This is a genomic window from Bifidobacterium sp. LH_389, from assembly GCF_056357235.1.
The window spans coordinates 256,979-283,485 of record NZ_JBKEVR010000001.1; the positions used below are offsets into that span (position 1 = coordinate 256,979).

The 26,507-nt window shown below is 67.1% G+C and carries 24 protein-coding genes and 1 pseudogene; 24 read left to right on the forward strand and 1 reads right to left on the reverse strand.

Features of this window, described 5'->3' with window-relative positions; all coding sequences use genetic code 11:
* Positions 1-81: 81 nt before the first annotated feature.
* The 24 genes and pseudogenes from AC1AZA_RS01060 to AC1AZA_RS01175 all read left to right on the forward strand — a co-directional run bounded on the left by AC1AZA_RS01060 (position 82) and on the right by AC1AZA_RS01175 (position 25,745).
* Positions 82-987 carry a TrmH family RNA methyltransferase gene (locus AC1AZA_RS01060; protein WP_476512900.1) on the forward strand — a complete coding sequence of 302 codons (906 nt, stop codon included), beginning with the start codon at positions 82-84 and terminating at the stop codon, positions 985-987.
* A 23-nt stretch (positions 988-1,010) separates the two neighbouring features.
* Positions 1,011-2,078, forward strand: coding sequence for a phenylalanine--tRNA ligase subunit alpha (gene pheS / locus AC1AZA_RS01065; protein WP_476512901.1), 1,068 nt, complete (start codon positions 1,011-1,013; stop codon positions 2,076-2,078).
* Positions 2,079-2,085: 7 nt separating this feature from the next.
* On the forward strand, positions 2,086-4,704 hold the full coding sequence (gene pheT / locus AC1AZA_RS01070) for a phenylalanine--tRNA ligase subunit beta (RefSeq protein ID WP_476512902.1): 2,619 nt from the start codon (positions 2,086-2,088) through the stop codon (positions 4,702-4,704).
* A 218-nt stretch (positions 4,705-4,922) separates the two neighbouring features.
* On the forward strand, positions 4,923-5,798 hold the full coding sequence (locus AC1AZA_RS01075) for a DUF4190 domain-containing protein (protein WP_476512903.1): 876 nt from the start codon (positions 4,923-4,925) through the stop codon (positions 5,796-5,798).
* Between the two features lie 213 nt (positions 5,799-6,011).
* Positions 6,012-7,106, forward strand: coding sequence for an N-acetyl-gamma-glutamyl-phosphate reductase (gene argC, locus AC1AZA_RS01080; RefSeq protein WP_476512904.1), 1,095 nt, complete (start codon positions 6,012-6,014; stop codon positions 7,104-7,106).
* Positions 7,103-8,272 (forward strand): bifunctional glutamate N-acetyltransferase/amino-acid acetyltransferase ArgJ, encoded by a 1,170-nt coding sequence (gene argJ / locus AC1AZA_RS01085; protein WP_476512905.1) that lies wholly within the window; start codon positions 7,103-7,105, stop codon positions 8,270-8,272. Before argC ends, argJ begins: the two co-directional genes overlap by 4 nt.
* A 48-nt stretch (positions 8,273-8,320) precedes the next feature.
* Entirely contained in the window at positions 8,321-9,247 is a 927-nt protein-coding gene (gene argB / locus AC1AZA_RS01090; protein WP_476513151.1) for an acetylglutamate kinase, read from the forward strand.
* Positions 9,228-10,523: an acetylornithine transaminase gene (locus AC1AZA_RS01095; RefSeq protein ID WP_476512906.1), complete on the forward strand. Its 1,296-nt coding sequence runs from the start codon at positions 9,228-9,230 to the stop codon at positions 10,521-10,523. Before argB ends, AC1AZA_RS01095 begins: the two co-directional genes overlap by 20 nt.
* Positions 10,524-10,647: 124 nt before the next feature.
* Positions 10,648-11,622 carry an ornithine carbamoyltransferase gene (argF, locus tag AC1AZA_RS01100; RefSeq protein WP_476512907.1) on the forward strand — a complete coding sequence of 325 codons (975 nt, stop codon included), beginning with the start codon at positions 10,648-10,650 and terminating at the stop codon, positions 11,620-11,622.
* A 17-nt stretch (positions 11,623-11,639) separates the two neighbouring features.
* Complete coding sequence (locus AC1AZA_RS01105) at positions 11,640-12,179, forward strand: arginine repressor (protein ID WP_476512908.1); 540 nt, start codon at positions 11,640-11,642, stop codon at positions 12,177-12,179.
* Between the two features lie 218 nt (positions 12,180-12,397).
* On the forward strand, positions 12,398-13,636 hold the full coding sequence (locus tag AC1AZA_RS01110; RefSeq protein ID WP_476512909.1) for an argininosuccinate synthase: 1,239 nt from the start codon (positions 12,398-12,400) through the stop codon (positions 13,634-13,636).
* Positions 13,637-13,875: 239 nt separating this feature from the next.
* Positions 13,876-14,355, forward strand: coding sequence for a DUF3990 domain-containing protein (locus AC1AZA_RS01115; RefSeq protein WP_476512910.1), 480 nt, complete (start codon positions 13,876-13,878; stop codon positions 14,353-14,355).
* Positions 14,352-14,609 (forward strand): hypothetical protein, encoded by a 258-nt coding sequence (locus AC1AZA_RS01120; protein WP_476512911.1) that lies wholly within the window; start codon positions 14,352-14,354, stop codon positions 14,607-14,609. Before AC1AZA_RS01115 ends, AC1AZA_RS01120 begins: the two co-directional genes overlap by 4 nt.
* Complete coding sequence (locus AC1AZA_RS01125) at positions 14,599-14,808, forward strand: DUF3791 domain-containing protein (RefSeq protein ID WP_476512912.1); 210 nt, start codon at positions 14,599-14,601, stop codon at positions 14,806-14,808. The genes AC1AZA_RS01120 and AC1AZA_RS01125 overlap by 11 nt, the downstream gene beginning before the upstream one ends.
* Positions 14,809-14,946: 138 nt before the next feature.
* Positions 14,947-15,366, forward strand: coding sequence for a hypothetical protein (locus AC1AZA_RS01130; protein WP_476512913.1), 420 nt, complete (start codon positions 14,947-14,949; stop codon positions 15,364-15,366).
* A 91-nt stretch (positions 15,367-15,457) separates the two neighbouring features.
* Positions 15,458-16,954, forward strand: coding sequence for an argininosuccinate lyase (gene argH / locus AC1AZA_RS01135; RefSeq protein ID WP_476512914.1), 1,497 nt, complete (start codon positions 15,458-15,460; stop codon positions 16,952-16,954).
* Positions 16,955-17,251: 297 nt separating this feature from the next.
* Complete coding sequence (locus tag AC1AZA_RS01140; protein ID WP_476513152.1) at positions 17,252-17,797, forward strand: HD domain-containing protein; 546 nt, start codon at positions 17,252-17,254, stop codon at positions 17,795-17,797.
* Positions 17,794-18,654: a putative ABC transporter permease gene (locus tag AC1AZA_RS01145; protein ID WP_476512915.1), complete on the forward strand. Its 861-nt coding sequence runs from the start codon at positions 17,794-17,796 to the stop codon at positions 18,652-18,654. Before AC1AZA_RS01140 ends, AC1AZA_RS01145 begins: the two co-directional genes overlap by 4 nt.
* Before the next feature lie 345 nt (positions 18,655-18,999).
* The gene (locus AC1AZA_RS01150; RefSeq protein ID WP_476512916.1) at positions 19,000-19,740 is read left to right on the forward strand and encodes a GDSL-type esterase/lipase family protein; all 741 of its coding nucleotides are present in this window, start codon (positions 19,000-19,002) and stop codon (positions 19,738-19,740) included.
* A gap of 107 nt (positions 19,741-19,847) precedes the next feature.
* Positions 19,848-21,170 (forward strand): tyrosine--tRNA ligase, encoded by a 1,323-nt coding sequence (gene tyrS / locus AC1AZA_RS01155; RefSeq protein ID WP_476512917.1) that lies wholly within the window; start codon positions 19,848-19,850, stop codon positions 21,168-21,170.
* A 586-nt stretch (positions 21,171-21,756) separates the two neighbouring features.
* Positions 21,757-23,730 (forward strand): annotated as a pseudogene (locus AC1AZA_RS01160) (tetratricopeptide repeat protein); the annotation flags it as partial.
* A complete protein-coding gene (locus tag AC1AZA_RS01165) occupies positions 23,730-24,842 on the forward strand; it encodes an HAD-IIA family hydrolase (protein ID WP_476513153.1) in 1,113 nt (370 codons plus the stop codon). The pseudogene AC1AZA_RS01160 and the gene AC1AZA_RS01165, both read left to right, overlap by 1 nt.
* Positions 24,839-24,994, forward strand: a complete 156-nt coding sequence (locus tag AC1AZA_RS01170; RefSeq protein ID WP_476512918.1) for a hypothetical protein — start codon at positions 24,839-24,841, stop codon at positions 24,992-24,994. Before AC1AZA_RS01165 ends, AC1AZA_RS01170 begins: the two co-directional genes overlap by 4 nt.
* A gap of 4 nt (positions 24,995-24,998) precedes the next feature.
* The gene (locus tag AC1AZA_RS01175) at positions 24,999-25,745 is read left to right on the forward strand and encodes a TlyA family RNA methyltransferase (RefSeq protein ID WP_476512919.1); all 747 of its coding nucleotides are present in this window, start codon (positions 24,999-25,001) and stop codon (positions 25,743-25,745) included.
* Here AC1AZA_RS01175 and AC1AZA_RS01180 read toward each other — a convergent pair.
* A complete protein-coding gene (locus tag AC1AZA_RS01180) occupies positions 25,729-26,427 on the reverse strand; it encodes a hypothetical protein (RefSeq protein ID WP_476512920.1) in 699 nt (232 codons plus the stop codon). The genes AC1AZA_RS01175 and AC1AZA_RS01180 overlap by 17 nt on opposite strands.
* Positions 26,428-26,507: the final 80 nt, after the last annotated feature.

Sequence of the window (26,507 nt, forward strand, 5' to 3'; positions counted from 1 at the left end):
GTGCGGGCGGTGCGGGTGCATGCGGCGGCCGGCGGACGCGGCACAGGCGACGGACCGGAGCGGCCGGGTAGACTGGGGCGCATGCCCATCAACATGCAGATCATCGACAATCCAAGATCCGAACGAGTGCGCCGCGTGGCGTCCCTGACCTCGCACAACGCGCGCGAACGGTCGGGCCGCTTCCTCATCGAGGGGCCGCAGTCCGTGCGCGAGGCCGTGCGCTGGCGGGCCGACGCGGTGCAGGACCTGTACGTGGCGGAGGATGCCTCGCCGGCCGTGCGCAGCATAGAGGAGGAGTCGCAGCGCGCCGATTCGCCGATCTACGTCCACCATGTGACCGAAGCCGTTCTGGAACGGATGAGCGGGGACGCGCAGGGCGTCGTGGCGGTGGGAAGCGTCGAGGCCATGCAGACACGGCCGGATGAGCTGGAACTGGGCGGCGCCGAAACTGACCCGGCCCCCGCGCTCGTGGCCGCGTTCTGGCAGGTGCGAGACCCGGGCAACGCCGGTACGGTGATCCGAGCCGCGGACGCCGCCGGATGCGCCGCGGTGATGCTGGTGGACGACTGCGTGGACCGGTTCAACCCCAAGACCGTACGCGCCACGGCCGGCTCCCTGTTCCACATTCCCGTGCTCGCCATGGGCACGGACGAATTCTTCGCCTTCGCGGCCGAACGGTCCATGCCCGTATGGGCCGCGGACGTGTACGGCACGGACGCACGCCGCCCCGAATCGCTGCCGGACGTGCTGGCGGCAGGCGGCGGCATCGGCGGCACCGGCGTCGGCGCAGGCGCACGCGGCCCCCGGGCGGTGCTATTCGGCAACGAGGCCCGCGGTCTCGAGCCGGGCGAACTGGACCGCTGCGAGCGGATCGTGTCCATCCCGATCTACGGGAAGGCCGAATCGCTCAACCTCGGCACCAGCGCCGCCGTAATGCTCATGAGCATGGCCATGTCGAGTCATGCTGGGACAATTTTGGCGGTTTGACGGTAAAACACGAAAGGATTCTCGTGGCAGAAACGTTGCGTTTCGATGCCGCCGAGGTGACCGCGCAGGTCACCGAGGGCATCGAGAAGATCCAACAGGCCTCCAGCACGGAGGAATTGAAGGCCCTCAGGGCGCAGTATGCGGGCGCCGATTCGGCGATGACCCAGGCGAGCAAGGCCATCGGCTCGCTGCCCGCCGACCAGAAGAAGGACGCCGGCAAGCTCATGGGCAAGCTGCGCGCCGATTTCGGCCGTGCCTTCGCCGCGCGCGAGACCGAGGTCAAGGCCGCCGAGGAACAGGCCGCCCTGGCCGCCGAAACCGTGGACATGACCCTGCCCGTGGACCGTCGCCCGCTCGGCGCCCGCCACCCGCTGGCCAAGCTCATGGAGGACGTGCAGGACTTCTTCACCTCGATGGGCTGGATCATCGCGGACGGCCCCGAGGTGGAAACCGAATGGTACAACTTCGACGCCCTGAACTTCGGCCCGGACCACCCGGCCCGCCAGATGCAGGACACCTTCTACGTCAAGGGCGACAAGGCCCGCGACGCCGCCGGATTCGTCGGCTCCAACATGGTGATGCGCACGCAGACCTCGTCCGACCAGGTGCGCTCGCTGATCAAGCACGGCGTGCCGCTGTACCTGGCGTGCACCGGCCGCGTGTTCCGCACCGACGAGCTCGACGCCACGCATTCGCCGGTGTTCCACCAGTGCGAGGCCCTCGCGGTGGACAAGAACCTCACCATGGCGGACCTGAAGGGCGTGCTGGACAAGCTCGCCGTCGCCATGTTCGGCGAGGGCGCCAAGACCCGTCTGCGCCCGAGCTACTTCCCGTTCACCGAGCCGAGCGCGGAGATGGACCTGTGGTTCCCGGACAAGAAGGGCGGCCCCGGCTGGATCGAGTGGGGCGGCTGCGGCATGGTCAACCCGAACGTGCTCAAGTCCGCGGGCATCGACCCGAAGGTCTACTCCGGCTTCGCGTTCGGCGTGGGCATCGAGCGCACCCTGCTGCTGCGCCACGACATCAACGACATGCACGACCTCGTGGAGGGCGACGTGCGCTTCAGCGAACAGTTTGTGATGGGGGAGTGATTTCGACATGCCTATGGTAGACATCGATTGGCTCAAGGAACACGTTGAGGTTCCCGAGGGCCTGCCGTACGACCAGCTCGCCAAAGACCTCGTGAGGGTGGGCCTTGAGGAGGAGGAGATCCACCGTTCCACCGTCACCGGCCCGATCGTGGTGGGCTACGTGGTCGACTGTGTCAAGGAGCCGCAGAAGAACGGCAAGACCATCAGCTGGACCCATGTGGACGTGGGAGACAAGTACAACGAGATCGACGAGAACGGCAACAAGGTGCCGCGCGGCATCGTGTGCGGCGCCCCGAACATGGCGGCCGGCGAGAAGGTCGTGGTGACCCTGCCCGGCGCCGTGTTGCCCGGCGACTTCCGGATCGAGCCGCGCAAGACGTACGGCCACGTGTCCGACGGCATGTGCGCCTCCGAGCGCGAGCTGGGCCTCGGCGACAGCCACGACGGCATCATCCTGCTGCGCGACTACGGTTTCACGCACGAGCAGTATGAGGCGCTCAAGCCCGGCGACGACGCGATGCACCTGCTGCACCTCGACCAGCCGATCCTGGAGATCAACATCACCCCGGACCGCGGCTACGCGTTCTCCTACCGCGGCGTGGCCCGCGAGTTCCATCACTCCACCGGCGCCGCCTACACCGATCCGGTGGCCGAGCTCAACAAGCATGTGCCGGACCTGTCCGCCGATGCCCTCGACCCGTCCGTCACGCCGGACATCGAGGTGGCCGTGGAGGACAACAACCCGATCCACGGCGTGACCGGCTGCGACCGCTACTATGCGCGCATCGTCCGCGGCTTCGATCCGTCGTCCCCGACCCCCAACTGGATGCGCCGCCGCCTGACCCGCGCCGGCATGCGTTCCATCTCCCTGGCGGTGGACGTGACCAACTACGTGATGCTCGACCTCGGTCAGCCGATGCACGCCTACGACCTCGACAAGCTCGAGGGGCCGATCGTGGTGCGCCGCGCGAACGAGGGCGAGAAGCTCACCACGCTCGACGGCAAGGAGCACGTGCTCAGCCCCGAGGACCTGCTCATCACCGATTCGCCGAACGGCCAGCGCGCCTCGCGCATCATCGGCCTTGCCGGCGTGATGGGCGGTCTGTACGGCGAGGTGACCGCAGAGACCAAGAACATCCTGCTTGAGGCCGCGCACTTCGATCAGGTGTCCATCGCCCGTTCCGCCCGCCGCCACAAAACCCCGTCCGAGGCATCCCGCCGCTTCGAGCGCGGCGTGGACCCGCAGCTGCAGCCCGCCGCCGCCCAGATGGCCGCGGAACTGCTCACCCGCTACGGCAACGGCGAGGCCTCCAAGCACCCGGCGGACCTCAACAACACGCTCAAGCCGAAGTCCATCCACTTCAAGGCGAGCGAGGTCAAGCGCCTGTCCGGGCTCGATCTGGGCATCAACACCATCAGCGACGTGCTCACCGACATCGGCTGCAAGCTCGGCGGCGGCGGCAACGGCGAATTCATCGTCACCCCGCCCACGTGGCGCCCGGACCTCACCGAGCCGTGCGATCTGGTGGAGGAGGTCGCCCGACTCGTCGGCTACGACACGATTCCCGTGCGCGTGCCCGCCGCGGCCGTCATGATCGACGGCGGTCTCACTCCGGCGCAGGCCCGCCGCCGCTGGGTGGCCGACACGCTCGCCGAATACGGCCTCGTGGAGACCCTGAGCTACCCGTTCGTGGGCGACGAGGACTACAAGGCGTTCGGCTACGATCCCGAAGCGACCAAGCAGGTGAGCGTGGAACTCGTCAACTCGCTGTACGGCGACCGCAAGTTCCTGCGCCGTTCCCTGCTGCTCACCCTCGCCCAGACCGTGCAGCGCAATCTGCGCCGCGGTCTCGAGGACGTGCGCCTGTACGAGATCGGCCACGTGTACCTGCTCGACCCGAACGCCCCCGCCATTCCGGCCCTGCCCGGCGGCGTGCGTCCCTCCGACGAGGACCTTGCCGCGCTGGACGCCGGCCTGCCCGTGCAGCCCAACCAGGTTGCCGGCATCCTCACCGGCAACGCGGTCGACTCCGGCTGGCTCAAGGAGAAGCGTCCGGTCGACTGGTCCGACGCCGTGGAAGCGGTCAGCCGCATCTCCGACCGTCTGGGTGCCAAGCTCACGCTCGACCAGCCGCAGGCGCAGGACGTGCCCGCGCAGTGGCATCCCGGCCGCATGGCCTTCGTGGCCCTGCCGGACGGCACGCATATCGGCGAGGTGGGCGAACTTCACCCGCACGTCAACGAGGCGCTCGGCTTCCCGGCGCACACCGCCGCGTTCGAGCTCGACCTGACCGCGCTGCTCGCCTCCCTGGACGACAAGCCGTTCCAGGCGAAGCCGATCTCCACGTTCCCGCCCGTCAAGCAGGATCTGGCCTTCACCGTCTCCGACGACGTGACCGCCGCCCAGCTCGAGGCCGTGATCGCCGAGGCCGCCGGGGATGTGCTCGAATCGATCCAGCTGTTCGACGTGTTCACCGGCCAGCAGCTCGGCGACCGCCAGAAGTCGCTCGCGTTCGCGGTCACGTTCCGCGCGCCCGACCGCACCCTGACCGCGGAGGACACCGAGTCCATCCGTCAGGCCATCGTGGACAAGGCCGCCACGCTGGGAGCCCAGCTGCGCGCCTGACGCGATGCGTTCCGCCGCCGGGAAGGCCGGTGGCGGAACGCGACGGTATGTCCATGGGCCGTCCCCATGAGTGGGCCGCCCGTTCGCCTTCCTTATGGCGGACGGGTGGCCTTTTTGCTACTGTCGAATGCAGCGATCGGTTCCTGCGGCCGGCCGATGCCTCTCGGCGGGCCCGCATTGCAGCCATACCTCATCCACACACCACACCGAAGGATGCCATGAACGATTCGGAGCACCAGAACGTCAACGGAAACGGGAACGCCGGCAACGCCCAGACGGGCCCGGTCCCGGCGAATGCGGCGAACCCGACGAACGGGAACGCCGGCAGACCGGAATACGGCGCCATGCGCGGCGACTACCCCGCGTACAACCCGTACCTGTTCGGCGCCCCGGATCCGACGCCGGCTCCGGGACAGGAGAACGCCGGGAATGCGGCGCAGCCCGGGCAGCCCGCGAATGCCGCACAGCCGGGACCATACGGCCAGTTCGGGCAGCCGTACGGCGGGCAGAACGCGGCCGGCAATCCGTACGGCCAAGGCGGGCAGTACGGGCAGAACAATCAGGGCGGCCAACCGTACGGCCAGCCCTATGGTCAGCCCCAGCAGTACGGACAGCCCCAGCAGTACGGTCAGGCTCCCTACGGGCAGCAGCCGTACGGCCAGCAGTCCCAGCAATACGGCCAGCCGGGACCGTACGGCAACGGCCAGAACGGCCAGCCCGGTCCTTCCAATCCGTTCGACAGGGCGAGCCGACGCTACGGCGTGAACCTCGACGATCCGCGGCAGAACCCGCTGTACGGGCATTGGGACGCCTACGCCATCCTTTCGTTCGTGTTCGCCATCCTGTTCTCCTCCATGCCGGTGCTGCCCGCGGTGATGGGCGGTCTGGCCATGTGGCGCACCAAGACCTTCCGCATGAAGGGCTTCGGTCTGGCGCTGGCGGCCGTGATCATCAACGTGATCACCTCGCTCGTCATGCTGTGGGCGTTCACGCACGGGCTGAGCCTCGAGGATCTGGTGCTCCAGCTGTACGGCTACCAGCCGACGGGTTCCGGTGCCGGCGATTCCGGTACGCAGTCGGTCATGTACCTGTGAGTGTCCGGGCCTTTTCTTGTGCGTCTGGGGGTGGGGTGCGTCCCCTGCGCGTGCGCGACGAGGAAGACCGGTGCGGAAGGGGGCGCAGACCGTAACGTTGCGGCCTGCGCCGGGCTTGTATCGCATTGCGAAACGCCGTATTGCATAGTTATGCATAAGTCTGCATAGAAGTGTATAGTCATGCGAGTAACAACGCGTGACAAAGGACGTGATATGGCGAAATACACGGTTGCCGTGGCGGGTGCCACGGGCTATGCGGGAGGCGAGGCGCTGCGCATTCTGGCCGCGCATCCCGAATTCGAGGTGACCTGCGTCGCCGGCCATTCGTCGGTGGGGGACAAGCTGGGCAAGCACATGCCGCACATCCCGCAGCTGGCGGATCTGACCGTGGAGGACACCACCCCCGAGGTGCTCAACGGCCATGACGTGATCATCCTCGCCCTGCCCCACGGCGCCTCCGGACGGCTCGCCGCGCAGCTCGATCCGAACGCCGTGGTGGTGGATCTGGGCGCCGACCACCGCCTCGAGGAAAAGGACGCGTGGGATGCGTTCTACGGCGGCGACTTCTACGAGCACTGGACGTACGGCATGCCCGAGCTCATCACCGGCAAGGACGCCTCCGGCGCCTACACGCGCCAGCGCGCCGCGTTGCCCGGTACCAAGCGCATCGCCGGTCCCGGCTGCAACGTGACCGCCACTACGCTGGCCCTGCAGCCCGCCGTCGCGGAAGGGCTCGTGGAGCCGAAGGACATCGTGGCGGATCTGGTCGTCGGCTACTCCGGTGCGGGCAAGAACCTCAAGCGCACCAACCTGCTCGCCGCCGAGGCGCTCGGTTCCGCCGTTCCCTACGGCGTGGGAGGCACGCACCGCCACATCCCCGAGATCCTGCAGAACTTCGCGCACGCGGCAGGCAAGGACGCGGCGGCGGCCGGCGAATTCACGCTCGGTTTCACCCCGGTGCTCGTACCCATGTCCCGCGGCATCCTCGCATGCGTGTCCGCAAAGCTGTCCACCAAGGGCGCGGCGCTGAGCGACGCCGAAATCCGTGAGGTCTGGGCCAATGCCTACGAGGGACAGGACTTCATCTCGCTGCTGCCGGAAGGCGTGCTGCCGGCGACGGCCAACATCATCGGCTCCAACGCGGCGCACCTTCAGGTGGCCGTGGACCGCCACGCAGGCCGGCTGCTCGCCTTCGCCGCGATCGACAACCTCAACCGCGGCACGGCCGGGCAGGCCGTCCAGTCGCTCAACATCGCGCTGGGGCTTCCGGAAGATCAGGGATTGACGAAGATTGGAGTGGCACCGTGAGCGTCACATTTGCACAGGGGTTCTCCGCGGCGGGCGTCGCGGCAGGCATTTCCGCCGTCGAAGGCAAGAAGGATCTGGCCCTCGTGGTCAACAACGGACCGCTGGACGTGGCCGCGGGCGTGTTCACCTCGAACCGCTTCTGCGCCGCGCCGGTGCAGTGGTCCCGCAAGGCCGTGGCGGACGGCCACATCAAGGCCGTGATCCTCAACTCCGGCGGTGCCAACGCCTGCACGGGCGCGGAGGGCTACCGCCAGTCCTCGCTGACCGCGCAGACCGTCGCCAATCTGGTGGGCGCGGCCCCGCAGAACGTGGCCGTATGCTCCACCGGGCTCATCGGCGAACTGCTGCCGCTCGACCGCGTGCTCGCCGGTGCCAAGGCCGCCTATGAGACGCTCGGCACGGACGCCCAGTCCGGCGCGGACGCCTCGCACGCCATCATGACCACGGACACCAAGCCGAAGACCGTCACGCTCGAAGGTGCCGGCTACCGCATCGGCGGCATGGTCAAGGGCTCCGGCATGATCGCCCCGCAGCTGGCCACCATGCTGTGCGTCATCACCACCGATGCCGTCGTGGACGCGGCTCTGGCCAAGGACGCGCTGCACGCCGCCGTGGAGACCTCGTTCAACCGCATCGACGTGGACGGCTGCATGTCCACCAACGACACCGTGCTGCTGCTCGCCTCCGGCGCTTCCGGCGCCAAGGCCAACCCCGCCGAGTTCAAGGCGCTCGTGGCCGAGGCCTGCGCCTCGCTCGCCCGCCAGATCATCGGCGACGGCGAGGGCGCCAGCCACGACATCCGCATCGCCGTCACCGGCGCGACCAGCGAGGGCGCCGCACTGGCATGCGCCCGCGCCGTCGCCGCCTCCAACCTGCTCAAGTGCGCCATCAGCGGCAACGACCCGAACTGGGGACGTATCGTGAGTTCCCTGGGCACCGTACCCGAGGACGTGGCCCCGTACGACTCGTCCAAGGTCACCGTGGACGTTAACGGCGTGCGCATCTGCGAGAACGGGGGAGCGGGCCGCGACCGCTCCGAAGTGGACATGACGCCGCGCGAGGTCCACATCGACATCGACCTCAACGCGGGCGGCGCCGAAGCGACCGTCTGGACCGACGATCTGACCCACGAATACGTGCACATCAACGCGGACTACGAAAGCTGAAAGGACACCGAATTGGCAGAGGTCAAGGGACCCGGTTTCCATTTCGACGTGCACACCGACCTGCGCGCCGACCAGAAGGCGGAAGTGCTCATCGAGGCGCTGCCGTGGCTCGAGGAGTTCGCCGGCCAGCGCATCGTCGTCAAGTACGGCGGCAACGCGATGGTCGACGAGCATCTCAAGGCGTGCTTCGCCGAGGACATGGTCTTCCTGCGTCAGGTGGGCATCCACCCTATCGTCGTGCACGGCGGCGGCCCGCAGATCTCCAAGATGCTCAAGGCCCTGCACATCGACTCCGAATTCAAGGGCGGCCTGCGCGTCACTACGCCGGAAGCCATGGACGTGGTGCGCATGGTGCTCACGGGCAAGGTGTCACGCGAGCTCGTCGGCCTCATCAACACGCATGGCCCGCTCGCGGTCGGCCTGTCCGGCGAGGACGGCGGCCTGTTCTCCGCCATGCAGCGCAAGCCCATCATCGACGGCAAGCCCACGGACATCGGCCTCGTGGGCGACGTGATGAGCGTGGACGCCTCCGCGGTGGAGGACCTCATCGCGGCCGGGCGCATTCCGGTCGTCTCCTCCGTGGCGCCCAACGAGGACGACGCCACCGAGGTGCTCAACGTGAACGCGGACTCCGCGGCCGCCGCACTGGCCGCGGCCGTGGGCGCGCACAAGCTCGTCATCCTCACGGACGTGGACGGCCTGTACGCCGACTGGCCGGACAAGAACTCGCTCATCGGGCGCATCGGCGTGGAGAACCTGCGCGACATGCTGCCCGACCTCGAGTCCGGCATGCGCCCCAAGATGGAGGCCTGCGTGCGTGCCATCGACGGCGGCGTGCCCCAGGCGCACATCATCGACGGCCGCAAGCCGCACTCCATCCTGAACGAAATCTTTACGTCGGCCGGCATCGGCACGATGGTCATTCCCGAAGACGGCATCGAAATGAGGAGCTCCTATGGCTATTACGGCGACTGAACAGCTCGGACCGAAGGACAGCAAGTGGATCGGCGAATACCGTGACGTTCACATGAACGTGTTCGGCACGCCGCTGCGCGTCATGGACCATGGCAAGGGCGCGCACCTGTGGGACGTGGACGGCAACGAATACCTCGACTTCCTCGGCGGCATCGCCGTCAATGCGCTCGGCTACGCGCACCCCAAGTGGGTGGCCGCCGTGGCCGAGCAGGCCGGCAAGGTGGCGCACACCAGCAACTACTTCGCCACCGAACCGCAGATCAGGCTCGCGGCGAAGCTCATCGAGCTGGCCGGTGCCCCCGAGGGCTCGCACGTGTACTTCGGCAACTCCGGTGCGGAAGGCAACGAGGCGGCCATCAAGCTCGCCAAGCTGTACGGCCGCACCCTGCACGGAGCCCTGCCGGACTTCGGCGGCAAGCCCGCGCGCATCCTCGCGCTCACCCACGGCTTCCACGGCCGCACGCTCGGCGCGCTGTCCGCCACCTGGAAACCGTCCATCCGCAAGCCCTACGAGCCGCTCGTGCCCGCCATCGAATTCGTGGAGTCCGGCGACATCCAGTCCATGCGCGACGCGTTCTCCGCCACCGGGCGCGGCGAATACGGCAAGGGACCTGTCGCCGCCGTCATCATGGAACTCATTCAGGGCGAGGCCGGCGTGCGTCCGCTCGGCGCCGACTACGTGAAGCAGGTGCGCGCCCTGTGCGACAAGTACCATGCGCTGCTCATCATCGACGAGGTGCAGACCGGCATTGGCCGCACCGGAGCGTGGTTCGCCTTCCAGCGCGAGGACCTCTCCGGCGGCATCATCCCGGATGCGGTCACCTTCGCCAAGGGCGTGGCCGGCGGCTTCCCCATGGGCGGCCTCATCGCCTTCGGCTCCAAGCTCTCCGCACTGTTCACCCCCGGCTCGCACGGCTCCACGTTCGCCGGCAACCCGCTCGGTGCCGCGGCGGCGCTGGCCACGCTCGATGCCATCGAAAGCGAAGGGCTCATCGCCAACGCGGAGGAGCGCGGCCGGCAGCTGCGCGAAGGGCTTTTGGCCACCGGCAACCCGCTGTACGTCTCCACGCGAGGCAGCGGTCTGCTGGACGCCGTGCAGCTCGCCCACCCGTGCTCGCACGCACTGGCGAACTGGGCGCTCGAACGCGGCCTGATCGTCAACGCCGTCGCACCCGACGCGCTGCGCTTCGCCCCGCCGCTGATCGTGACCAAGGAGGACGTGGACCAGCTCATCGCCGTCCTCGCTCAGGCCCCGACCGACCTCAAGAACGACTGAAACGCCGGCGGCCCGATTGGCTCGGCGATGGACGCGCCGCGTCGATCGGGCCGCAACTCGGAACGTAACGAACCGCGAACCGCGGAAACCAACGAAACACCAACGGATTTAAGGAGAACGTGACATGACCGGACAGCTGCGCCACATGCTGCGTGACGACGACATCAACCACGAGGAACAGAAGCAGATCCTCGAACTCGGCATGCGCTTCCGCGAGAACCGCTTCTACTCGCGCCCCTTCGAAGGCCCGCAGGCCGTGGCCGTGCTCTTCGACAAGCCCAGCACCCGCACCCGCTCCAGTTTCTCTATCGGTGTGGCGGAACTCGGCGGCTACCCGCTCGTCATCGACAAGTCCAGCTCCCAGCTCGGACGAGGCGAGCCGGTGGCGGACACCGCGCGCGTGCTCACCCGCATGGCGTACGGCATCGTGTGGCGCACCTTCGGCCAGGACCGCGTCGAGGAGATGGCCCGATACGCCGACTGCCCGGTCGTCAACGCCCTGACGGACCAGTTCCACCCGTGCCAGATCCTTGCCGACTTCCTCACCATCGCGCAGTTCCGCGGCGGCGTGGACGCGCTCAAGGGCAAGACCATCGCCTACGTGGGCGACGCGGCCAACAACATGTCCAACTCGTACCTGCTGGGCGGCGCGGTCGCCGGCATGGACGTGCGCGTGGCCGGCCCCTACGGCTATCTGCCTGATCCGGCCATCGTGGCGGACGCCGAGCGCATCGCGGCCGAAAACGGCGGATCCATCCTCGTGACCACCGACGCGAAGGAGGCCGTGAAGGACGCCGACTGCGTGTTCACCGACACCTGGGTCTCCATGGGCGAGGAGGCCGAATACGCCATCCGTTCCAAGCCGTTCTGGAACTATCAGGTCAACGACGAGCTCATGGCCCTCGCCAAGCCGGACGCGCTGTTCCAGCACTGCCTGCCCGCCTACCGCGGCAAGGAGGTCACCGCCTCGGTGATCGACGGTCCGCAGTCCGTGGTGTGGGACGAGGCGGAGAACCGGTTGCACGCCCAGAAGGCGCTGCTCACGTGGCTCGTCGCCCAGCAGCGCGGCGACCTGAGCCTGCTCGGGGACGTTGCCTGAGAACGGTCCCAAGCGCTATGAGTGACGACGGTATGAGTGTCGATCGGTCCGACGGCAGGCTGCAGCGTCCGAGCACGCGCGCGGCCCGCCACAGCCTCATCGAATACGCGCTGGCGCATTACGTGATCACCTCGCAGCAGCAGCTGTCCGACGTGCTCGCGCGGCAGGGCGTCGAGGTGACGCAGGCCACGCTGAGCCGCGATCTGGACGAAATGCACGCGGCCAAGGTGCGCAGGCCGGACGGCACCACCGCCTACTCCACGCCGAGCATGGCCGACGAGGTCGTCCAGCAGGTGGTGGCGGACGCCAAGGCCGAGGCGCAGATGGGCCGCATCCTCAACGGTTTGCTCACCTCGGCCGCGGCGGCGCGCAACCTCATCGTGGTGCATACGCCGTCCGGGGCCGCGCAATACGTGGCCAGCGTGATCGACCGGTATGCGATAGACGGCGTGCTCGGCACCATCGCCGGGGACGACACCGTGCTGGTGATCGCCAAGGACGACGCCACGGCGGCCGACCGCGCCGACTGGCTGCTGACCCTCGCCTCGCGCAGCTGAACGCGGCCCGTCCGTATGCCGGTCGGGACGCGTACGCCGATTCGCCCGGGGAGGCCCGGGGAGCGCGGGCAAATCGGCGTGCGGCGGGTTTGCGGTGCGGTTTTTCCATACGGAGGCCTTTCCACATGGTGGACGCGCCGCGCCGGGATTGCATATTTATACAGAGTTATGCATATACTTATGGGTATTCGTCAGCCCGTGATTGAAAGGGATGTTCCATGGCAGACAACAGCCGCATCGTACTGGCCTATTCCGGTGGCCTCGACACTTCCGTAGCCATCTCGTACCTCAAGGAGCGTACCGGCAAGGACGTCGTCGCCGTGTCCCTCGACGTCGGTCAGGGCGGCGAAAGCCTCGAGACCATCAAGAACCGCGCTCTGGCCTGCGGCGCCGTGGAAGCCTACGTGGTGGACGCTCGCGACGAGTTCGCCAGCGAATACTGCATGAAGGCCCTCAAGGCCAACGCCATGTACGAGGGCGTCTACCCGCTGGTCTCCGCCATCTCCCGCCCGCTCATCAGCAAGCATCTGGTGCGCGCCGCCCACCAGTTCGGCGCGGACACCATCTCCCACGGCTGCACGGGCAAGGGCAACGATCAGGTGCGCTTCGAGGTGTCCATCGCCTCCATCGACCCGGCGCTCAAGGCCATCAGCCCCATCCGCGACCTGTCCCTGACGCGTGACGTGGAGATCGCGTTCGCCAAGGAGCACAAGCTGCCCATCGAGCAGACCGAGAAGAGCCCGTACTCCATCGACCAGAACGTGTGGGGCCGCGCCATCGAGACCGGTTTCCTCGAGGATCCGTGGAACGCGCCCACCAAGGACTGCTACACCTACACCGACGATCCGGCCTTCCCGCCCGTGGAGGACGAGGTGACCATCGAGTTCAAGCAGGGCATTCCGGTGAAGATCGACGGCCGCGACGTCACCCCGCTGCAGGCCATCGAGGAGATGAACCGCCGTGCCGGCGCACAGGGCATCGGCCGCATCGACCTCATCGAGGACCGTCTGGTGGGCATCAAGTCCCGCGAGCTGTACGAGGCCCCGGGCGCCGTGGCGCTCATCACCGCGCATCAGGAGCTCGAGAACTGCTGCCTCGAGCGCGAGCAGCACCGCATCAAGCGCGACATCGACAAGCGTTGGGCCGAGCTGGTGTACGACGCGCAGTGGTTCTCCCCGGCCACCCAGTCCCTCAACGCGTTCATCGAGGACACCCAGAAGTACGTGTCCGGCGAGATCCGCATGGTGCTGCACGGCGGCCGCGCGGTCGTCACCGGCCGTCGCTCCGACGCCTCCCTGTACGACTACAAGCTCGCCACCTACGACTCCGGCGACACCTTCGACCAGAAGTCCTCCAACGGCTTCATCGACATCTACGGCCTGCCCAGCCGCGTTGCCGCCGCGCGCGACATCAAGTTCGGCAACGCCATCGACGTGCCGGACAACACCGTGGAGTGACTGACACCGCGCCAGCAGTCGCCTTCGGGATGAGCTGCCGCCGCGAGTCAGGCGGCTGTCCGTAGTCCGGACCTGTCAGGCCTTCCTCGGGTTTGCCCCGGGGAAGGCCTTTTTGCACCGCGCGCTCTTTGCACCGCGCATTCGACGTCCGCTTGGGAACGGCGTAAGTTGGAATTGCTGCGGAACATCAAGGAATCGCCGCTCGGCAGAGATGACAGTTGAAAAAGGAGGTCGGCATCATGCGGCTGTATCATGGCAGCAACGTCGAGGTTCGGAATCCTCGGCTGCTGCGTTCGGATCGTCGTTTGGATTTCGGCCCAGGCTTCTATCTGACCAGCAGTCTGGAGCAGGCTTCGCGATGGGCGGTGCTGTCTGCTAGACGTCGGAGGAAGGGTGGCCCTTTTGTCACCGTGTACGAGTTCGATGAACATCTTCTCGATGAGTTCGATACGCTTGGATTCGCCGGTGCCACGGCCGATTGGCTGGACTACATCGCAATGAATCGAAGCGGGGAACCGCTCGACGATGATTATGATATCGTGTTTGGCCCGGTGGCGGATGATGCCACCATGCCCACACTGAACGGTTTCTTCGCGGGAATCTATACTACGGAAGAGGCCTTGAAACGATTACTGCCCCAAAGGCTGAAAGACCAGTACGCATTTCGCACGCAACGGGCGATTGACGCCCTGACCTGCATCGAGGTGATTCGTCCATGACCACATTGGAGCGGGAACTGTTGATCCACTACGACCGTGAGATCGTACAACGGATATGCCAAAAGTACGGTTTTTCTCCCATGAAGGCCTTGGAGTCCTTCATCCATTCGCAGACATACGGTATGTTGCGAGACCCGGAATTGGCTATGACTGACTTTTCCCCGGCGGGTATTTTCGACATGTGGGAGGTCGAACAGGTTACCGGGGATCCCAGGGATTCGCTGTACTTGAGGAGGGACGAGATTGACGCGTGAAATGGACTTCTTCATCTATCTGCTCGAGCAGTATGCGGGAGACAACGCCCGCTCCACTTCCGATGTGCTACGCGAATGGGACGAGCATGGCATCACGCAGGAGATTTATGACATGTACGAGATGTACCATCAAGAGAACATCCGCAACGCCTACGAGGATATCGACCATCTCGTGGCTACCGGTGAGCACAAGTGGTAGGGGTTGCATGATCGCCGCATGAGCCGGCTTCCCTCCCGCCGTGACCGTCCCCCGGGGGGATATCATTGAACTCGTAGAACAACGGTGTTTTCGGGGGAGTACACAATGAAACGGCGGAACATAGTCACCTCGGCCCTGATGGTCATGATCATCCTGACGGGCGCGTTCGTCCTCGTCGCGGGTTCGGCCCTCGAATCCGTCCCCGATATGACGATCCCCCTGCTTGCGAGCCTGCTGCTGTGCGCGATGCTGTCTACGGCCTATGCGATCGTACGCGGGTACGTCGATCTACGGGAAAGCAAACAGGACGAACCGTTTGCCGCACCGCGATTCATCGTCCAACTGTGCATCGCGCTCGGCTTCCTTACGGTCACGGTCTGCTTCGGCGTCGCGCTGGCCAGCGGACAGACACCGGCATGGATTCCGACGGCAACCCGAGTGCTGGGCTGGGCCGCCGTGATCCTGGGAATCGCGAACACCGCAATCAGACGCAAACACCGGCAGGACTGCGACAACGCCGACACCGGAACCGCCGACGCCACCGCGGAACGACACTAGCCGTCTGTAGCGGCGCGCTGGTATGCTTCCCTCAGTTTGTGCGAACGCATTGCACCGCGAACCGCGAAGCAAAACCCAAGGAGAGCACGCCATGGCCGAACAGCCCAAGCAGCAGCCTGCCGACAACACCGAACACCTCGCCCTGTGGGGAGGCCGCTTCACGTCCGGCCCCTCGCCAGAACTCGCCCGACTGAGCAAATCCACCCAATTCGACTGGCGACTCGCGGACGACGACATCGCCGGCTCACGCGCCCACGCCCGCGCACTCGGCCGCGCAGGACTGCTCACCGACGACGAACTCGACCGCATGGAAGCCGCACTCGACGAACTCCAGCGCCGCGTGGACAACGGCAGCTTCACCCCCGTGGAAGACGACGAAGACGAAGCCACCGCACTCGAACGCGGCCTGCTCGCCATCGCCGGAGACGAACTCGGCGGCAAACTGCGCGCCGGCCGCTCCCGCAACGACCAGATCGCCTGCCTGATCCGCATGTGGCTGCGCCGCCACGCACGCACCGTCGCCGGCGGACTGCTCTCCCTCGCCAACGCCCTCATCGCCCAATCCGAACGCGCCGGCCGCACCGTCATGCCCGGCCGCACCCACATGCAGCACGCCCAGCCCGTCCTGCTCGCCCACCAGCTCATGGCCCACGTCTGGCCCCTCCTGCGCGACGTGCAACGCCTCGTCGACTGGGACCGCCGCATCGACGCCTCCCCCTACGGCTCCGGCGCGCTCGCCGGCAACACGCTCGGCCTCGACCCGGAGGCCGTCGCCCATGAGCTTGGCTTCAGCCGCGTGACCAACAACTCCATCGACGGCACCGCCAGCCGCGACCTCGTGGCCGAATTCGCATTCGTGGCCGCTATGGCCGGCGTGGACGTCAGCCGTCTCGCCGAGGAGATCATCATCTGGAACACGCAGGAATTCGCGTTCGTCCGACTCGACGACGGCTATTCCACCGGCTCCTCGATCATGCCGCAGAAGAAGAACCCGGACATCGCCGAGCTCGCGCGCGGCAAGTCCGGCCGTCTCATCGGCGATCTCACCGGCCTGCTCGCCACGCTCAAGGGTCTGCCCACCGCGTACGCGCGTGACCTGCAGGAGGACAAGGAGGCCGTGTTCGATCAGGTCGACACGCTCGAGGTGCTGTTGCCCGCCTTCACCGGCATGGTGGCCACCATGAAGTTCGACGCCGAACGCCTGGAGGCCGAGGCCCCGACCGGATTCGCCCTCGCCACGGACATCGCCGAATGGCTCGTGAGAAACGGTGTTCCCTTCCGCCATGCGCACGAGCTTTCCGGAGCCTGCGTGAAGATCGCCGAAGGCCGCGGTCAGGAGCTGTGGGACCTCACCGATGCCGACTTCGCGGACACGTTCAAGGACTTCCTGCCTGCCGACGTGGCCCCCAAGGTGCGTGCGGTGCTCTCCAGCCACGGGTCCGTCTCCGCCCGCAACGGCAAGGGCGGCACCGCGTACGAGCGCGTCGTCGAGCAGATCGGTGAGGCGAAGAGCGCCATCATGCCGCTCGCCGCGTTCGCCGGATCCACCTCGGACGGCCCGGCATACCGCGTGCCCGGCAGCTTCTGAGCCGCAAGGCAGGTCGCCGCGTACACCTGACTTGCGGAGCGAACCTGCGTGTGCGCGGCCGTACCCGCGTGTCTCAAGCCGCCACCGTTTTCGCCGACGGTGGCGGCTTGAGTCATATCTGGGGCGTGTCGTGTCCCAAATCGCATCCAATCGCATCCAATCGCATCCGAAAGCCGATTCAACGACCCGCCGGCAAGATCATCCGTGCGGATGAGCCCGGGCGTGACCCTCGCCGTATACAATGCATCACGACAGCGAAAAGTGACGGGTTTACGGCAAAGGACGCGACCATTGGCATTGAAACGATTGCTCACGCGCAACGAGATCAGGCGGCTGGTGCAGCGCCACGGCGCGGACATCATCGCGCACGACCACATGGCCATCGAACGGCGCAGCTACCAGCACGGAGCCGTCACCACCTTCGCGCACTCCATCCGCGTGGCATGCCTCGCGGTGTGGCTCGCCGACCGGCTGCACCTGTGGAACCGCGTGGATCTGCCCTCTCTCGTGCGCACCGCCCTGCTGCACGACTACTTCCTGTACGACTGGCATGATGACGACAACGGCGCCCACCGTCTGCACGGCTTCACCCACGGGCATACGGCGCTGGTGAACGCGCTGAAGGATTTCCGTCTCAACGAGATCGAACGCGACGGCATCGAACGCCACATGTTTCCCCTGACGCCCCTGCCGCCGCGGCATCTGGAAGGCTGGCTGGTGAGCGCCGCGGACAAGATCAGCGCCACGCGCGAAACGCTGTCCGTGGAACGCTTCAGCAAGCCGAGGAAGGCCGGAATGCCGACGCGGGCCGAATCGCCCGAGAAGGGAGGGTCGGTCCGATGAACGTGTTCGCGCAGATTCTCCTCGATCTGGAATACATCTTCCTGTGGGTGCTGCTCTACAGCTTCATCGGCTGGGTGTACGAGTCGATCGTCGTGTCTGTCCAGCAGCGCAGGCCCGTCAACCGCGGGTTCCTCAACGGCCCGCTGTGCCCCATCTACGGCGTGGGGGCGGTGGGTGCGGCGCTCGTGCTGTCTCAGGTGCGCAACCCGGTGCTGCTGTTCGTGGTAGGTGCACTGCTGGCGTCCGTGCTCGAATACGTCACCTCGTGGGCGATGGAGAAGCTGTTCGATGCCCGCTGGTGGGACTACTCGCAGTACCGGTTCAACATCCACGGGCGCGTGTGCCTGTACGGAGCGGTGATCTTCGGCGCGTTCAGCGTGGTCGTGGTGCTGTGGACGCAGCCGCTGATCGAATCGTTCTCGGACCGGGTGCCCATACCTGCCGTGCACGCCATGGCCGCGGTGTGCTTCGTACTGCTGGTGATCGACATGGCGGTTACACTCTCCGGCATGAGCGGATTCATGCAGCGCGTGGAGCGCTTCGGGCAGATGGCCTCCGAGTACGGCGTGAATGCGCGGCGGACGGTCGACGAGTATGCGAACCGTGCCGGCGAATCGTTCAACGCGGGGCGTCAGGCCATGGGGGCCGCCGTCGGAACCGCCATGGAGGGCGCGGTCCGCACGCTGTCCGCCGGACCGCAAAGCTCGCTGAACCGTTTGCAGGAGAAGGCCTCCAAGCTGTTCACCGACCAGCAGAAGCGCATGCTCAGTGCCTTCCCCGAACTGACGTCCTTCGACCATCGCGAGCTCATCGACCAGCTGCGTGCCGTGCTGCGCCTCGGCAACCGCAGGAAATAGTCGCCCCTCGATTCGCGCGCCCGGTCGACCGTCTGGCTGCTTGGTCGCATGGTCGCATGATCGCATGATCGGTCCAACCTGTGGCCCCTCTGATGCAGCTTGGACCGATCGTGCGAAAAATGGGCCGTTTTCGAGGTCAAAAATCGCATGATCGGTCCAAGCTGCGATTGGAAGCGCACAGGTTGGACCGAATGGGAGAAATCGGGCGGGGAACGGGGCTGATGCGGACGCAATCGGCGGCTGTAGGCGGCAGCCTGCGACAGTCGGCGGGCGAGTGTTCATTGGGCGGACGCCCGTGTTCCCGTATAATCCGGTGCGGACCGAGGACAGCGGTCAAGGGGAGGAATGATGGCATTGCAATGGTGGCAGAAACCGATCGCGCTGACCGAGGGGCTGGTGGCGCAGCACACGGTCAAGCTGGCGCCGGAACCGGAGGGTGCGCGCGAGGGGACGATCCGGCCCCCGAAGGCCGATGCCGCGGCCGGAACGCGTCCGATCACGCTGGTCACGGTGGGAGACTCGCTTACCGTCGGCTGCGGCGTGGAACGTCAGGCTGACGGGCTCGTGCCGGACATTGCCCGAGCCATCGCAGGCATCACCGGGCGTTCCGTGAACTGGCGCACCTACGGCAGGCTGGGTGCCACCATGCGCCGCGCGCGGTTCCGCCTGCTGCCCAAGGTGGAGGGGCATCCCGACCTGCTGGTGCTGTGCGCCGGGTCGAACGACCTCATGGCCCGGCGCAGCGAGCAGGAGTGGCGCGCGGACCTGAGTGCGGCCATCGACGAGGCCAAGGCGCTGAGCCGGCACGTGGTGGTGATCAGCTCCGGGCAGGTGTACCGTTCGCCGGCGCTCGGCCGCACGCTCAGGCAGGCGATCCTCGACATGACCGACCGTCAGACGGCCGTCAGCAAGGCGATCTGCGCGCGCGAGCAGGTGACGTTCGTGGACATGACCCACCACGACACCGGACTCACGGACGAGGAATTCTGGGCGTACGACCGCTTCCACCCCTCCAAGCGGTGCTACCAGCTGCTTGCGGACGGCGTGGTGGAGCGCATCGGCGAGGACGTGCTGCGCGCTCTGTGACGTGTGCGGCGCGGGGATGGCCGCATGGACCGGGTCGCGGTGTCGCCCTCTGCTGAGACACTGGGTAGGCTCAATTGACACAATTCGATAGGGAGAAGCGACCAAGCATGGCTCACGTCACCAACTTCAAGGAAGCGGGTTTCGGCAACCTGCTCGATGAACTGGAATGGCGCGGGTTGATTTCCCAGTCCACCGACCGGGATCGACTCGCCAACGCGCTGAACGGAGAGCCGATCACCTATTATTGCGGGTTCGATCCGACGGCCGCCTCCCTGCACATCGGCAATCTGGTGCAGCTCATCAACATGCGCCACCTGCAGCTCGCCGGGCACCATCCCATCGCACTGGTGGGCGGGGCGACCGGATTGATCGGCGATCCGCGCCAGTCGGGGGAGCGCACGCTCAACCCGAAGGACGTGGTGGCCGGATGGGCCGAACGCCTGAGGAAGCAGATCGGCGGCATCCTCGAAACGGCGGGGGAGAACCCCGTTCGGTTCGTGTCCAACTACGACTGGACCGCGCAGATGTCCGTCATCGACTTCCTGCGCGACGTGGGCAAGAACTTCCGCCTCGGCACCATGCTCGCCAAGGACACCGTGGCCCGCCGACTGAACTCCGAGGAGGGCATCTCCTTCACCGAGTTCAGCTATCAGGTGCTGCAGGGCAACGACTTCCTGCACCTGTTCGACGAGTACGGCTGCACGCTCGAGCTCGGCGGCTCCGACCAGTGGGGCAACCTCACCTCCGGACTGGACCTGATCCACAAGGTGCGCGGCGCGGACGTCAACGTGTTCACGAGCCCGATCATCACCGACGCGCAGGGCAAGAAGTTCGGCAAGTCGGAGGGCAACGCCGTCTGGCTGGACGGCACCATGCTCAGCCCCTACAAGTTCTACCAGTTCTGGCTCAACCGCCCGGATGTGGAGATGGAGAGCCTGCTCAAGGTGTTCACCTTCCTGCCCAAGGCGGAGATCGAGCGACTGGTCGCCGAATCCCAGGCCAATCCGGGCGCGCGCGAGGCGCAGCGCACGCTGGCGTGGGAGGTCACCAGCTTCGTGCACGGCGAGGCCGCGACGCAGGCCGCCATCGATGCCTCCTCCGCGCTGTTCGGGCGCGGCGGCGACTTGGCGGACATCGACGAGGCGACCCTCGAGGCCGTGTTGGAGGGCTTCAAGGTGACCGACGAGAACGGTGATCACGTGTTCCCGGCGGCCAAGCCGGGCGACCGCGTGATCGACGCCGCGCAGGCCGCCGGTCTGTTCAAGACCGGTTCCGAGGTGCGCCGCGCCATCAAGTCCGGCGGCGTGTACCTCAACAACGTGCGCGTGGACAGCGACGAGGCGACGCTGTCCGAAGGCGACTTCCTGCAGGGACGGTTCGCGCTGATCCGCCGCGGCAAGAAGGCGCTCGGCGCGGTGGAGAACCGCTGACGGGCGGACGACGGATAGCCGAAGAGACAACCGACAACGACAGACAATCCAACGACGACAGACGTGCCGGCGGCAAGGCCGGCGGAACGAACGCCCATGTTCGCATGTTCATGGGCCAACCGATAGGTGAAGGACGACCAACATGGCAGAAGAACGTAGCAACGGTTCCCATCAGGGCGGATACCGTCCGCATCGCTCCGGCGGCTTCGGCGGCTCGCGCGGCGGCAACGGCGGACGCGGCGGATTCCGCGGCAACGGCGGATACCGCGGTCAGGGCGGTTCCGGTCGCTCCGGCGGATTCCACGGTGGCAAGCCGCGGTTCCAGCGCGACGGCGAAGGCTTCGACCGCAAGCCGCGCGAGGACGGCGAGCAGAGGCGCGACGGCGGATTCCGCGACCGCGACGGCGGATTCAAGGGCGGCGACCGTCCGTTCCGCAAGGGCGGTCAGGGCGGTTTCCGTCGCGGCGGCAACGGCGGCGGCTTCCGCAGGGACGGCGGTTTCCGTCACGACGACCGCCGTGACGATCGTCGCAACTGGCACGATCGCGCCGACGGCGAGCGTCGCAATGCCGGCGAAGGCACCGGCGAGGGCGGCGAGCGTCGTGAATTCCACCGTGACGGCGGCTTCCGCGGCAACGGCGGCGGCTTCCATCGCGATGGTGGTTTCCGCAAGGGCGGTCAGGGCGGTTTCCGTCGCGGCGGCAACGGCGGCGGCTTCCGCAGGGACGATCGCAACGATCGTGACGGCCAGGGCGGCGGCTTCCGTAAGGACGGCGACCGTCCGTTCCGCAAGGATTTCCGCAAGGACTTCAACAGGGACGGCGAGGACCGCCGCGATTTCCGCCGTGACGGTGACCGTCCGTTCCGCAAGGACTTCAAGAAGGATTTCCACAAGGATTCGCGTCGCGACGGCGAGGACCGCGGCGGCTATCGCGGTGAGCGCGGCGGCAACGGCGGCTTCCGCCGCGATGGTGACCGCCCGTTCCGCAAGGACTTCAAGCGCGACCGTGACTTCCGCCGCGACGGCGACGACCGTCGTCAGGGCGGTTTCCGCAAGGACTTCCACAAGGACGGCGAGGACCGCCGCGATTTCCGCCGTGACGGTGACCGCCCGTTCCGCAATGATTTCAAGAAGGACTTCAAGAAGGATTTCCATCGTGACGGCGACGACCGCGGCGGCTTCCGCGGTGAGCGCGGCGATCGCAAGGATTTCCGTCGCGATGATCGCGGCGGAAATCGCGGCGAACGCGACGGCCAGGGCGGCAAGCCCCGCTTCGACCGCAACGACCGCAGCCGCGGTCGCTACGACGACGAGGGCAACTTCCACGAGAACCGCCGCGGCGGCCAGCATTGGGACAAGGCCCGCCGCAATTCCGACGGCACCATGTCGTTCCCGTCGCAGAACCCGTACACCGACGCGCGTCCGGGCGAGCCGACCATGCCCAAGGGCATGGAATGGTCCATGCTCTCCAAAGACGATCGCGAACGCCTGCGCGGCCTGAGCAAGGAGCACGCGGAGAACATCGGCCTGCACATCCTGGCCGCGTACACGCTGGAGGCCACCGACCCGAAGTGGGCGCTGGAACACGCCAAGTGGGTGGCGCGTCAGGCCTCCCGCATCGACTTCGCGCGCGAGACGCTGGCCCTCGTGGCCTACCGTCAGGGCGACTACAAGACCGCCGTCAAGGAGTTCCGCACTGCCTTCCGCATGAACGGCTACCTCGACTACCTGCCGTTCATCGCCGACTGCGAACGCGGTCTGGGCAATCCGAAGAAGGCCGTGGAGATCGCACTGGGCGACGAGGCCAAGCAGCTCAGGGGCGAAAGCAAGGCCGAGATGTTTCTGGTGTACGCCGGTGCGCTGGCCGATCTGGGCCGCTGGGACAAGGCGGTCGAGATCGCGGACACGCTGGCGCGCTCCAAGGGCCTGTCCGGCGAATACCGCATGCGTGCCTTCCAGGCCGAGCAGTACTTCCTGGAGCAGGACGGCAAGCCCGAGGAGGCCGCCAAGCTCGACGACGTGCTCGACCGGCTGGAAAGCCAGTACGCCGAGGAGGACATCGACCCGAACTCCGACGACGTGGTGATCGACCACGATCTGGCGGACTTCAGCGATGATCAGCTCGACATGCTCGGCATCAGCGAGGACGAGGCCCAGTACGCGCCGGACTACGACGAGGAAGAGGACGAGGAATCCGAATCCGAGGATGATGCCGCCGAGTCCGAGGATGAGGAGTCCGAGGACGCCGACGCGGAGACCGACGAGTCCGACGCCGCTGAGTCTGCGGAATCCGACGACGAGTCCGACGGCGCCGGTCCCGTCGAAGAGAAGATCGAACGCGAGGACGACGCCGCCGAGGACGAGGCGGAAATCGCAGCGGAAGCCGAGAAGGCTCAGGCGGACAACACCGACGGCGAATCCGCGGACGACGAGGAGACCGTGCCGGCCGAAACCGCGCAGGACGGCGCCGAATCCGTCGAGGAACCCGCTCAGGAGGCCGAGGCCAACGAGGCAGAGACTGACGATTCCGAATCCGACGAAGCGGCGGAGCAGGCGTGATGACACGCTTCCTCAAGGGCATCGATACGTCGGTGGCACGTGCCTACCGTCTCGCCCTGCTGGATCTGGACGGCGTGGTGTACCGCGGACGCAACGCGGTGCCCTACGCCGCCGAGGCCATCGCCGAAGCCGAACGCAACGGCATGACCATCGAATACACCACCAACAACTCCTCCCGGTTCCAGCACGTCGTGGCCGACCAGCTGCGCGGCTTCGGACTCGTCGTGGAGGACTGGCAGGTCATCACCTCCTCGGTGGTGGCCGCCCGCATGGTCGCCCACAGCGTGCCCGCCGGCGCGAAGGTGCTCACCATCGGCGCCCCGCACCTTCGGGAGGAGGTGGCCCGCAACGGCCTCGTTCCCGTGACGAACGTGGACGAGGGGCCTGCGGCGGTGATTCAGGGCTGGTACCCGGACATGCCGTGGACCGAACTTGCGCAGGCCGCCTACGCGGTGGAACGAGGAGCTACGTACTTCGTGACCAACCGCGACCTCAGCATTCCGCGCGAACAGGGCATCGCCCCCGGCTGCGGTTCGCTCGTCAACGCGGTGGTTGCCGCCACGGGCGTCCAGCCGGTCGGCTCGGCGGGCAAGCCCGAATCGGCCATGTACGACGAGGCGCGCATGCTCAACGCCGGCGAAGGCCGCGATCTGGCGCCCAAGGAACAGTCCATCGCCATCGGCGACCGGTTGGACACGGACATCGAGGCCGGCAACCGCGGCGGCTACGACTCCATGGTCGTGCTCACCGGTGTGGCGAATCCGCTCCAGCTCATGCAGGCTCGCCCCGAACTGCGCCCGACGATGATCGCACGCAACCTCACCGGGCTCAACGTGCCGCACGCCGCCCCGCAGCGCGAGGGCGAGGGACGCTGGTCCTGCGCCGAAGCCGCGGCATGGCTCGACGCGGACGGACGCATGGCCGTGAGCGATCCAAACAGCCTTGACGCCCTGCGCGCCGCATGCTGCCTGGCATGGGAACTTGCCGACCGGGACGGTCAGGCATTCGACGCCGATCGTCTGCCCGCCTTCGCCATCGACCCGGTGGCTGCGGATACGGCTGCGGGTACGGCTGGCGATACGGCGGCGGACGATGCCGCCAACGAGGCGTGAGCGGCATGCACGACGACGAGACGCGCAAGCCGCTTGCCGAGCGCTTCCCTCAGTTCGAGGGATTCGATTCCCTGGACGACGAGCAGCGCATCGACGCCCTGCAGGCGACGCTCGACCGTCTGCTCGCCGAACTCGACGCGCAGAGGGACTAGCCGTATGCCCGGCAACCGTCTTGACACGGAACTCGTGGCGCGCGGGCTGGTGGACACCCGTTCCAAGGCGCAGCGGCTCATCCGCGCGGGCGCGGTGACGGTGGACGGCGCAACGGCCGCCAAACCGTCCGAAGCCGTGCCCGCCGGCGCGGCGATCGCGGTGGACAAGGGCGACGACTACGTCTCCCGCGGCGCCTACAAGCTCATCGGAGCCCTCGACGCGTTCGGCCCGCAGGGGCTGCCCTCGCCGGCCGGCCGCATGTGCCTCGACATCGGCGCCTCGACCGGCGGATTCACGGACGTACTGCTGCGCCGCGGCGCCGAACGGGTGATCGCCCTCGACGTGGGCCACGGCCAGCTCGACCCGCGCATCGCCGGCGACCCGCGCGTCACGGAAATGAGCGGCACGAACATCCGCGACGTCACGCCAGCGGACCTGCCGTACGCGCCCGACTACATCGTCTCCGACGTCTCGTTCATCTCCCTGACCTACCTCATGGACCCGATCGCGGCCCTGGGGGCGCCGGGCGCGCAGATCGTGCTGCTCGTCAAGCCCCAGTTCGAGGTGGGCCGCGCGGGACTGGGCAAGGGCGGCATCGTGGAAAGCGACGCCCTGAGGCTCAAGGCATTGGACACCGTCGTCGCCAGCGCGCGCGGACACGGACTGACCGTGCACGCCCACGCCGATTCGCCGATCGCCGGCACGCACGGCAACCGCGAATACCTGCTCTGGCTCAGCCTTCCAGCCTGATCCGCTCGCAGTTGCCCGTCACCTGCAGCGCCACGGACGAACGGTCCAGACTCAGCGTCTTGGTGCACGTCACGTCCTGCGCGAAGCTGGAGCCGCGCAGCGTGACCGTATGTGCGCGGATCTGCGGGCAGGAGAGGTCCTTCGCATCGAGATCCTTGCAGGAGATGCTGTCCGCCGTACTGCCGTGGTCGAACTGGCGGAAGCACGTCCACGAGAGCATCATCGTCTCCAGCGGGTGGATGTTCACCGCGCCCACCGCATGCAGGTCCGCCACCTCCACGAACCCGTCCACGTCCACGCTGTCCGCGTCGATGCGCTGCGGATTGCGCAGGATGCCGCTCAGATCCAGACCGCGCAGCACGCGCAGGGTCCGGTCGGCCGTGAGGATGCCGGTGAACTGCATGCGCCCCACGCGCATGGCGCCCTCCACGTCCACGGCGCCGTTGCCGCCGAGCGTGCCCACATGCATCGAGCCCGTAGCACGCATCGTCCCGTCCACCACGAGCACGCCGCCGTTCACGTTGTGGGCCACGATCGAACCGTGCACGTCCATCACGTCGAACTGCGCCTCGTCGTCGATCGTGGCGTCGCCGTAGATGCGGATGCGCCCGTAGCGTCCCGCGCGCACCTCGCCGCCGGCCGGCAGGGTCAGATTGGTCGTGGTGGTGTGATGATGATCCATGGCCCCGTCGCCTTTCCTCCGCCGCAACGGCGGATGCCCTTCCTCCCCATTATGGGCAGGCCAAGGTGACGGGAACGTGT

Excerpts from the sequence above, each read along its gene's own strand:
- AC1AZA_RS01060 (WP_476512900.1), top strand. The coding sequence starts at position 82 with ATGCCCATCAACATGCAGATCATCGACAATCCAAGATCCGAACGAGTG.
- pheT (WP_476512902.1), top strand. The coding sequence starts at position 2,086 with ATGCCTATGGTAGACATCGATTGGCTCAAGGAACACGTTGAGGTTCCC.
- AC1AZA_RS01075 (WP_476512903.1), top strand. The coding sequence starts at position 4,923 with ATGAACGATTCGGAGCACCAGAACGTCAACGGAAACGGGAACGCCGGC.
- argC (WP_476512904.1), top strand. The coding sequence starts at position 6,012 with ATGGCGAAATACACGGTTGCCGTGGCGGGTGCCACGGGCTATGCGGGA.
- AC1AZA_RS01095 (WP_476512906.1), top strand. The coding sequence starts at position 9,228 with ATGGCTATTACGGCGACTGAACAGCTCGGACCGAAGGACAGCAAGTGG.
- argF (WP_476512907.1), top strand. The coding sequence starts at position 10,648 with ATGACCGGACAGCTGCGCCACATGCTGCGTGACGACGACATCAACCAC.
- AC1AZA_RS01105 (WP_476512908.1), top strand. The coding sequence starts at position 11,640 with ATGAGTGACGACGGTATGAGTGTCGATCGGTCCGACGGCAGGCTGCAG.
- AC1AZA_RS01110 (WP_476512909.1), top strand. The coding sequence starts at position 12,398 with ATGGCAGACAACAGCCGCATCGTACTGGCCTATTCCGGTGGCCTCGAC.
- AC1AZA_RS01115 (WP_476512910.1), top strand. The coding sequence starts at position 13,876 with ATGCGGCTGTATCATGGCAGCAACGTCGAGGTTCGGAATCCTCGGCTG.
- AC1AZA_RS01120 (WP_476512911.1), top strand. The coding sequence starts at position 14,352 with ATGACCACATTGGAGCGGGAACTGTTGATCCACTACGACCGTGAGATC.
- AC1AZA_RS01130 (WP_476512913.1), top strand. The coding sequence starts at position 14,947 with ATGGTCATGATCATCCTGACGGGCGCGTTCGTCCTCGTCGCGGGTTCG.
- argH (WP_476512914.1), top strand. The coding sequence starts at position 15,458 with ATGGCCGAACAGCCCAAGCAGCAGCCTGCCGACAACACCGAACACCTC.
- AC1AZA_RS01145 (WP_476512915.1), top strand. The coding sequence starts at position 17,794 with ATGAACGTGTTCGCGCAGATTCTCCTCGATCTGGAATACATCTTCCTG.
- AC1AZA_RS01150 (WP_476512916.1), top strand. The coding sequence starts at position 19,000 with ATGATGGCATTGCAATGGTGGCAGAAACCGATCGCGCTGACCGAGGGG.
- tyrS (WP_476512917.1), top strand. The coding sequence starts at position 19,848 with ATGGCTCACGTCACCAACTTCAAGGAAGCGGGTTTCGGCAACCTGCTC.
- AC1AZA_RS01165 (WP_476513153.1), top strand. The coding sequence starts at position 23,730 with ATGACACGCTTCCTCAAGGGCATCGATACGTCGGTGGCACGTGCCTAC.
- AC1AZA_RS01175 (WP_476512919.1), top strand. The coding sequence starts at position 24,999 with ATGCCCGGCAACCGTCTTGACACGGAACTCGTGGCGCGCGGGCTGGTG.
- AC1AZA_RS01180 (WP_476512920.1), bottom strand. The coding sequence starts at position 26,427 with ATGGATCATCATCACACCACCACGACCAATCTGACCCTGCCGGCCGGC.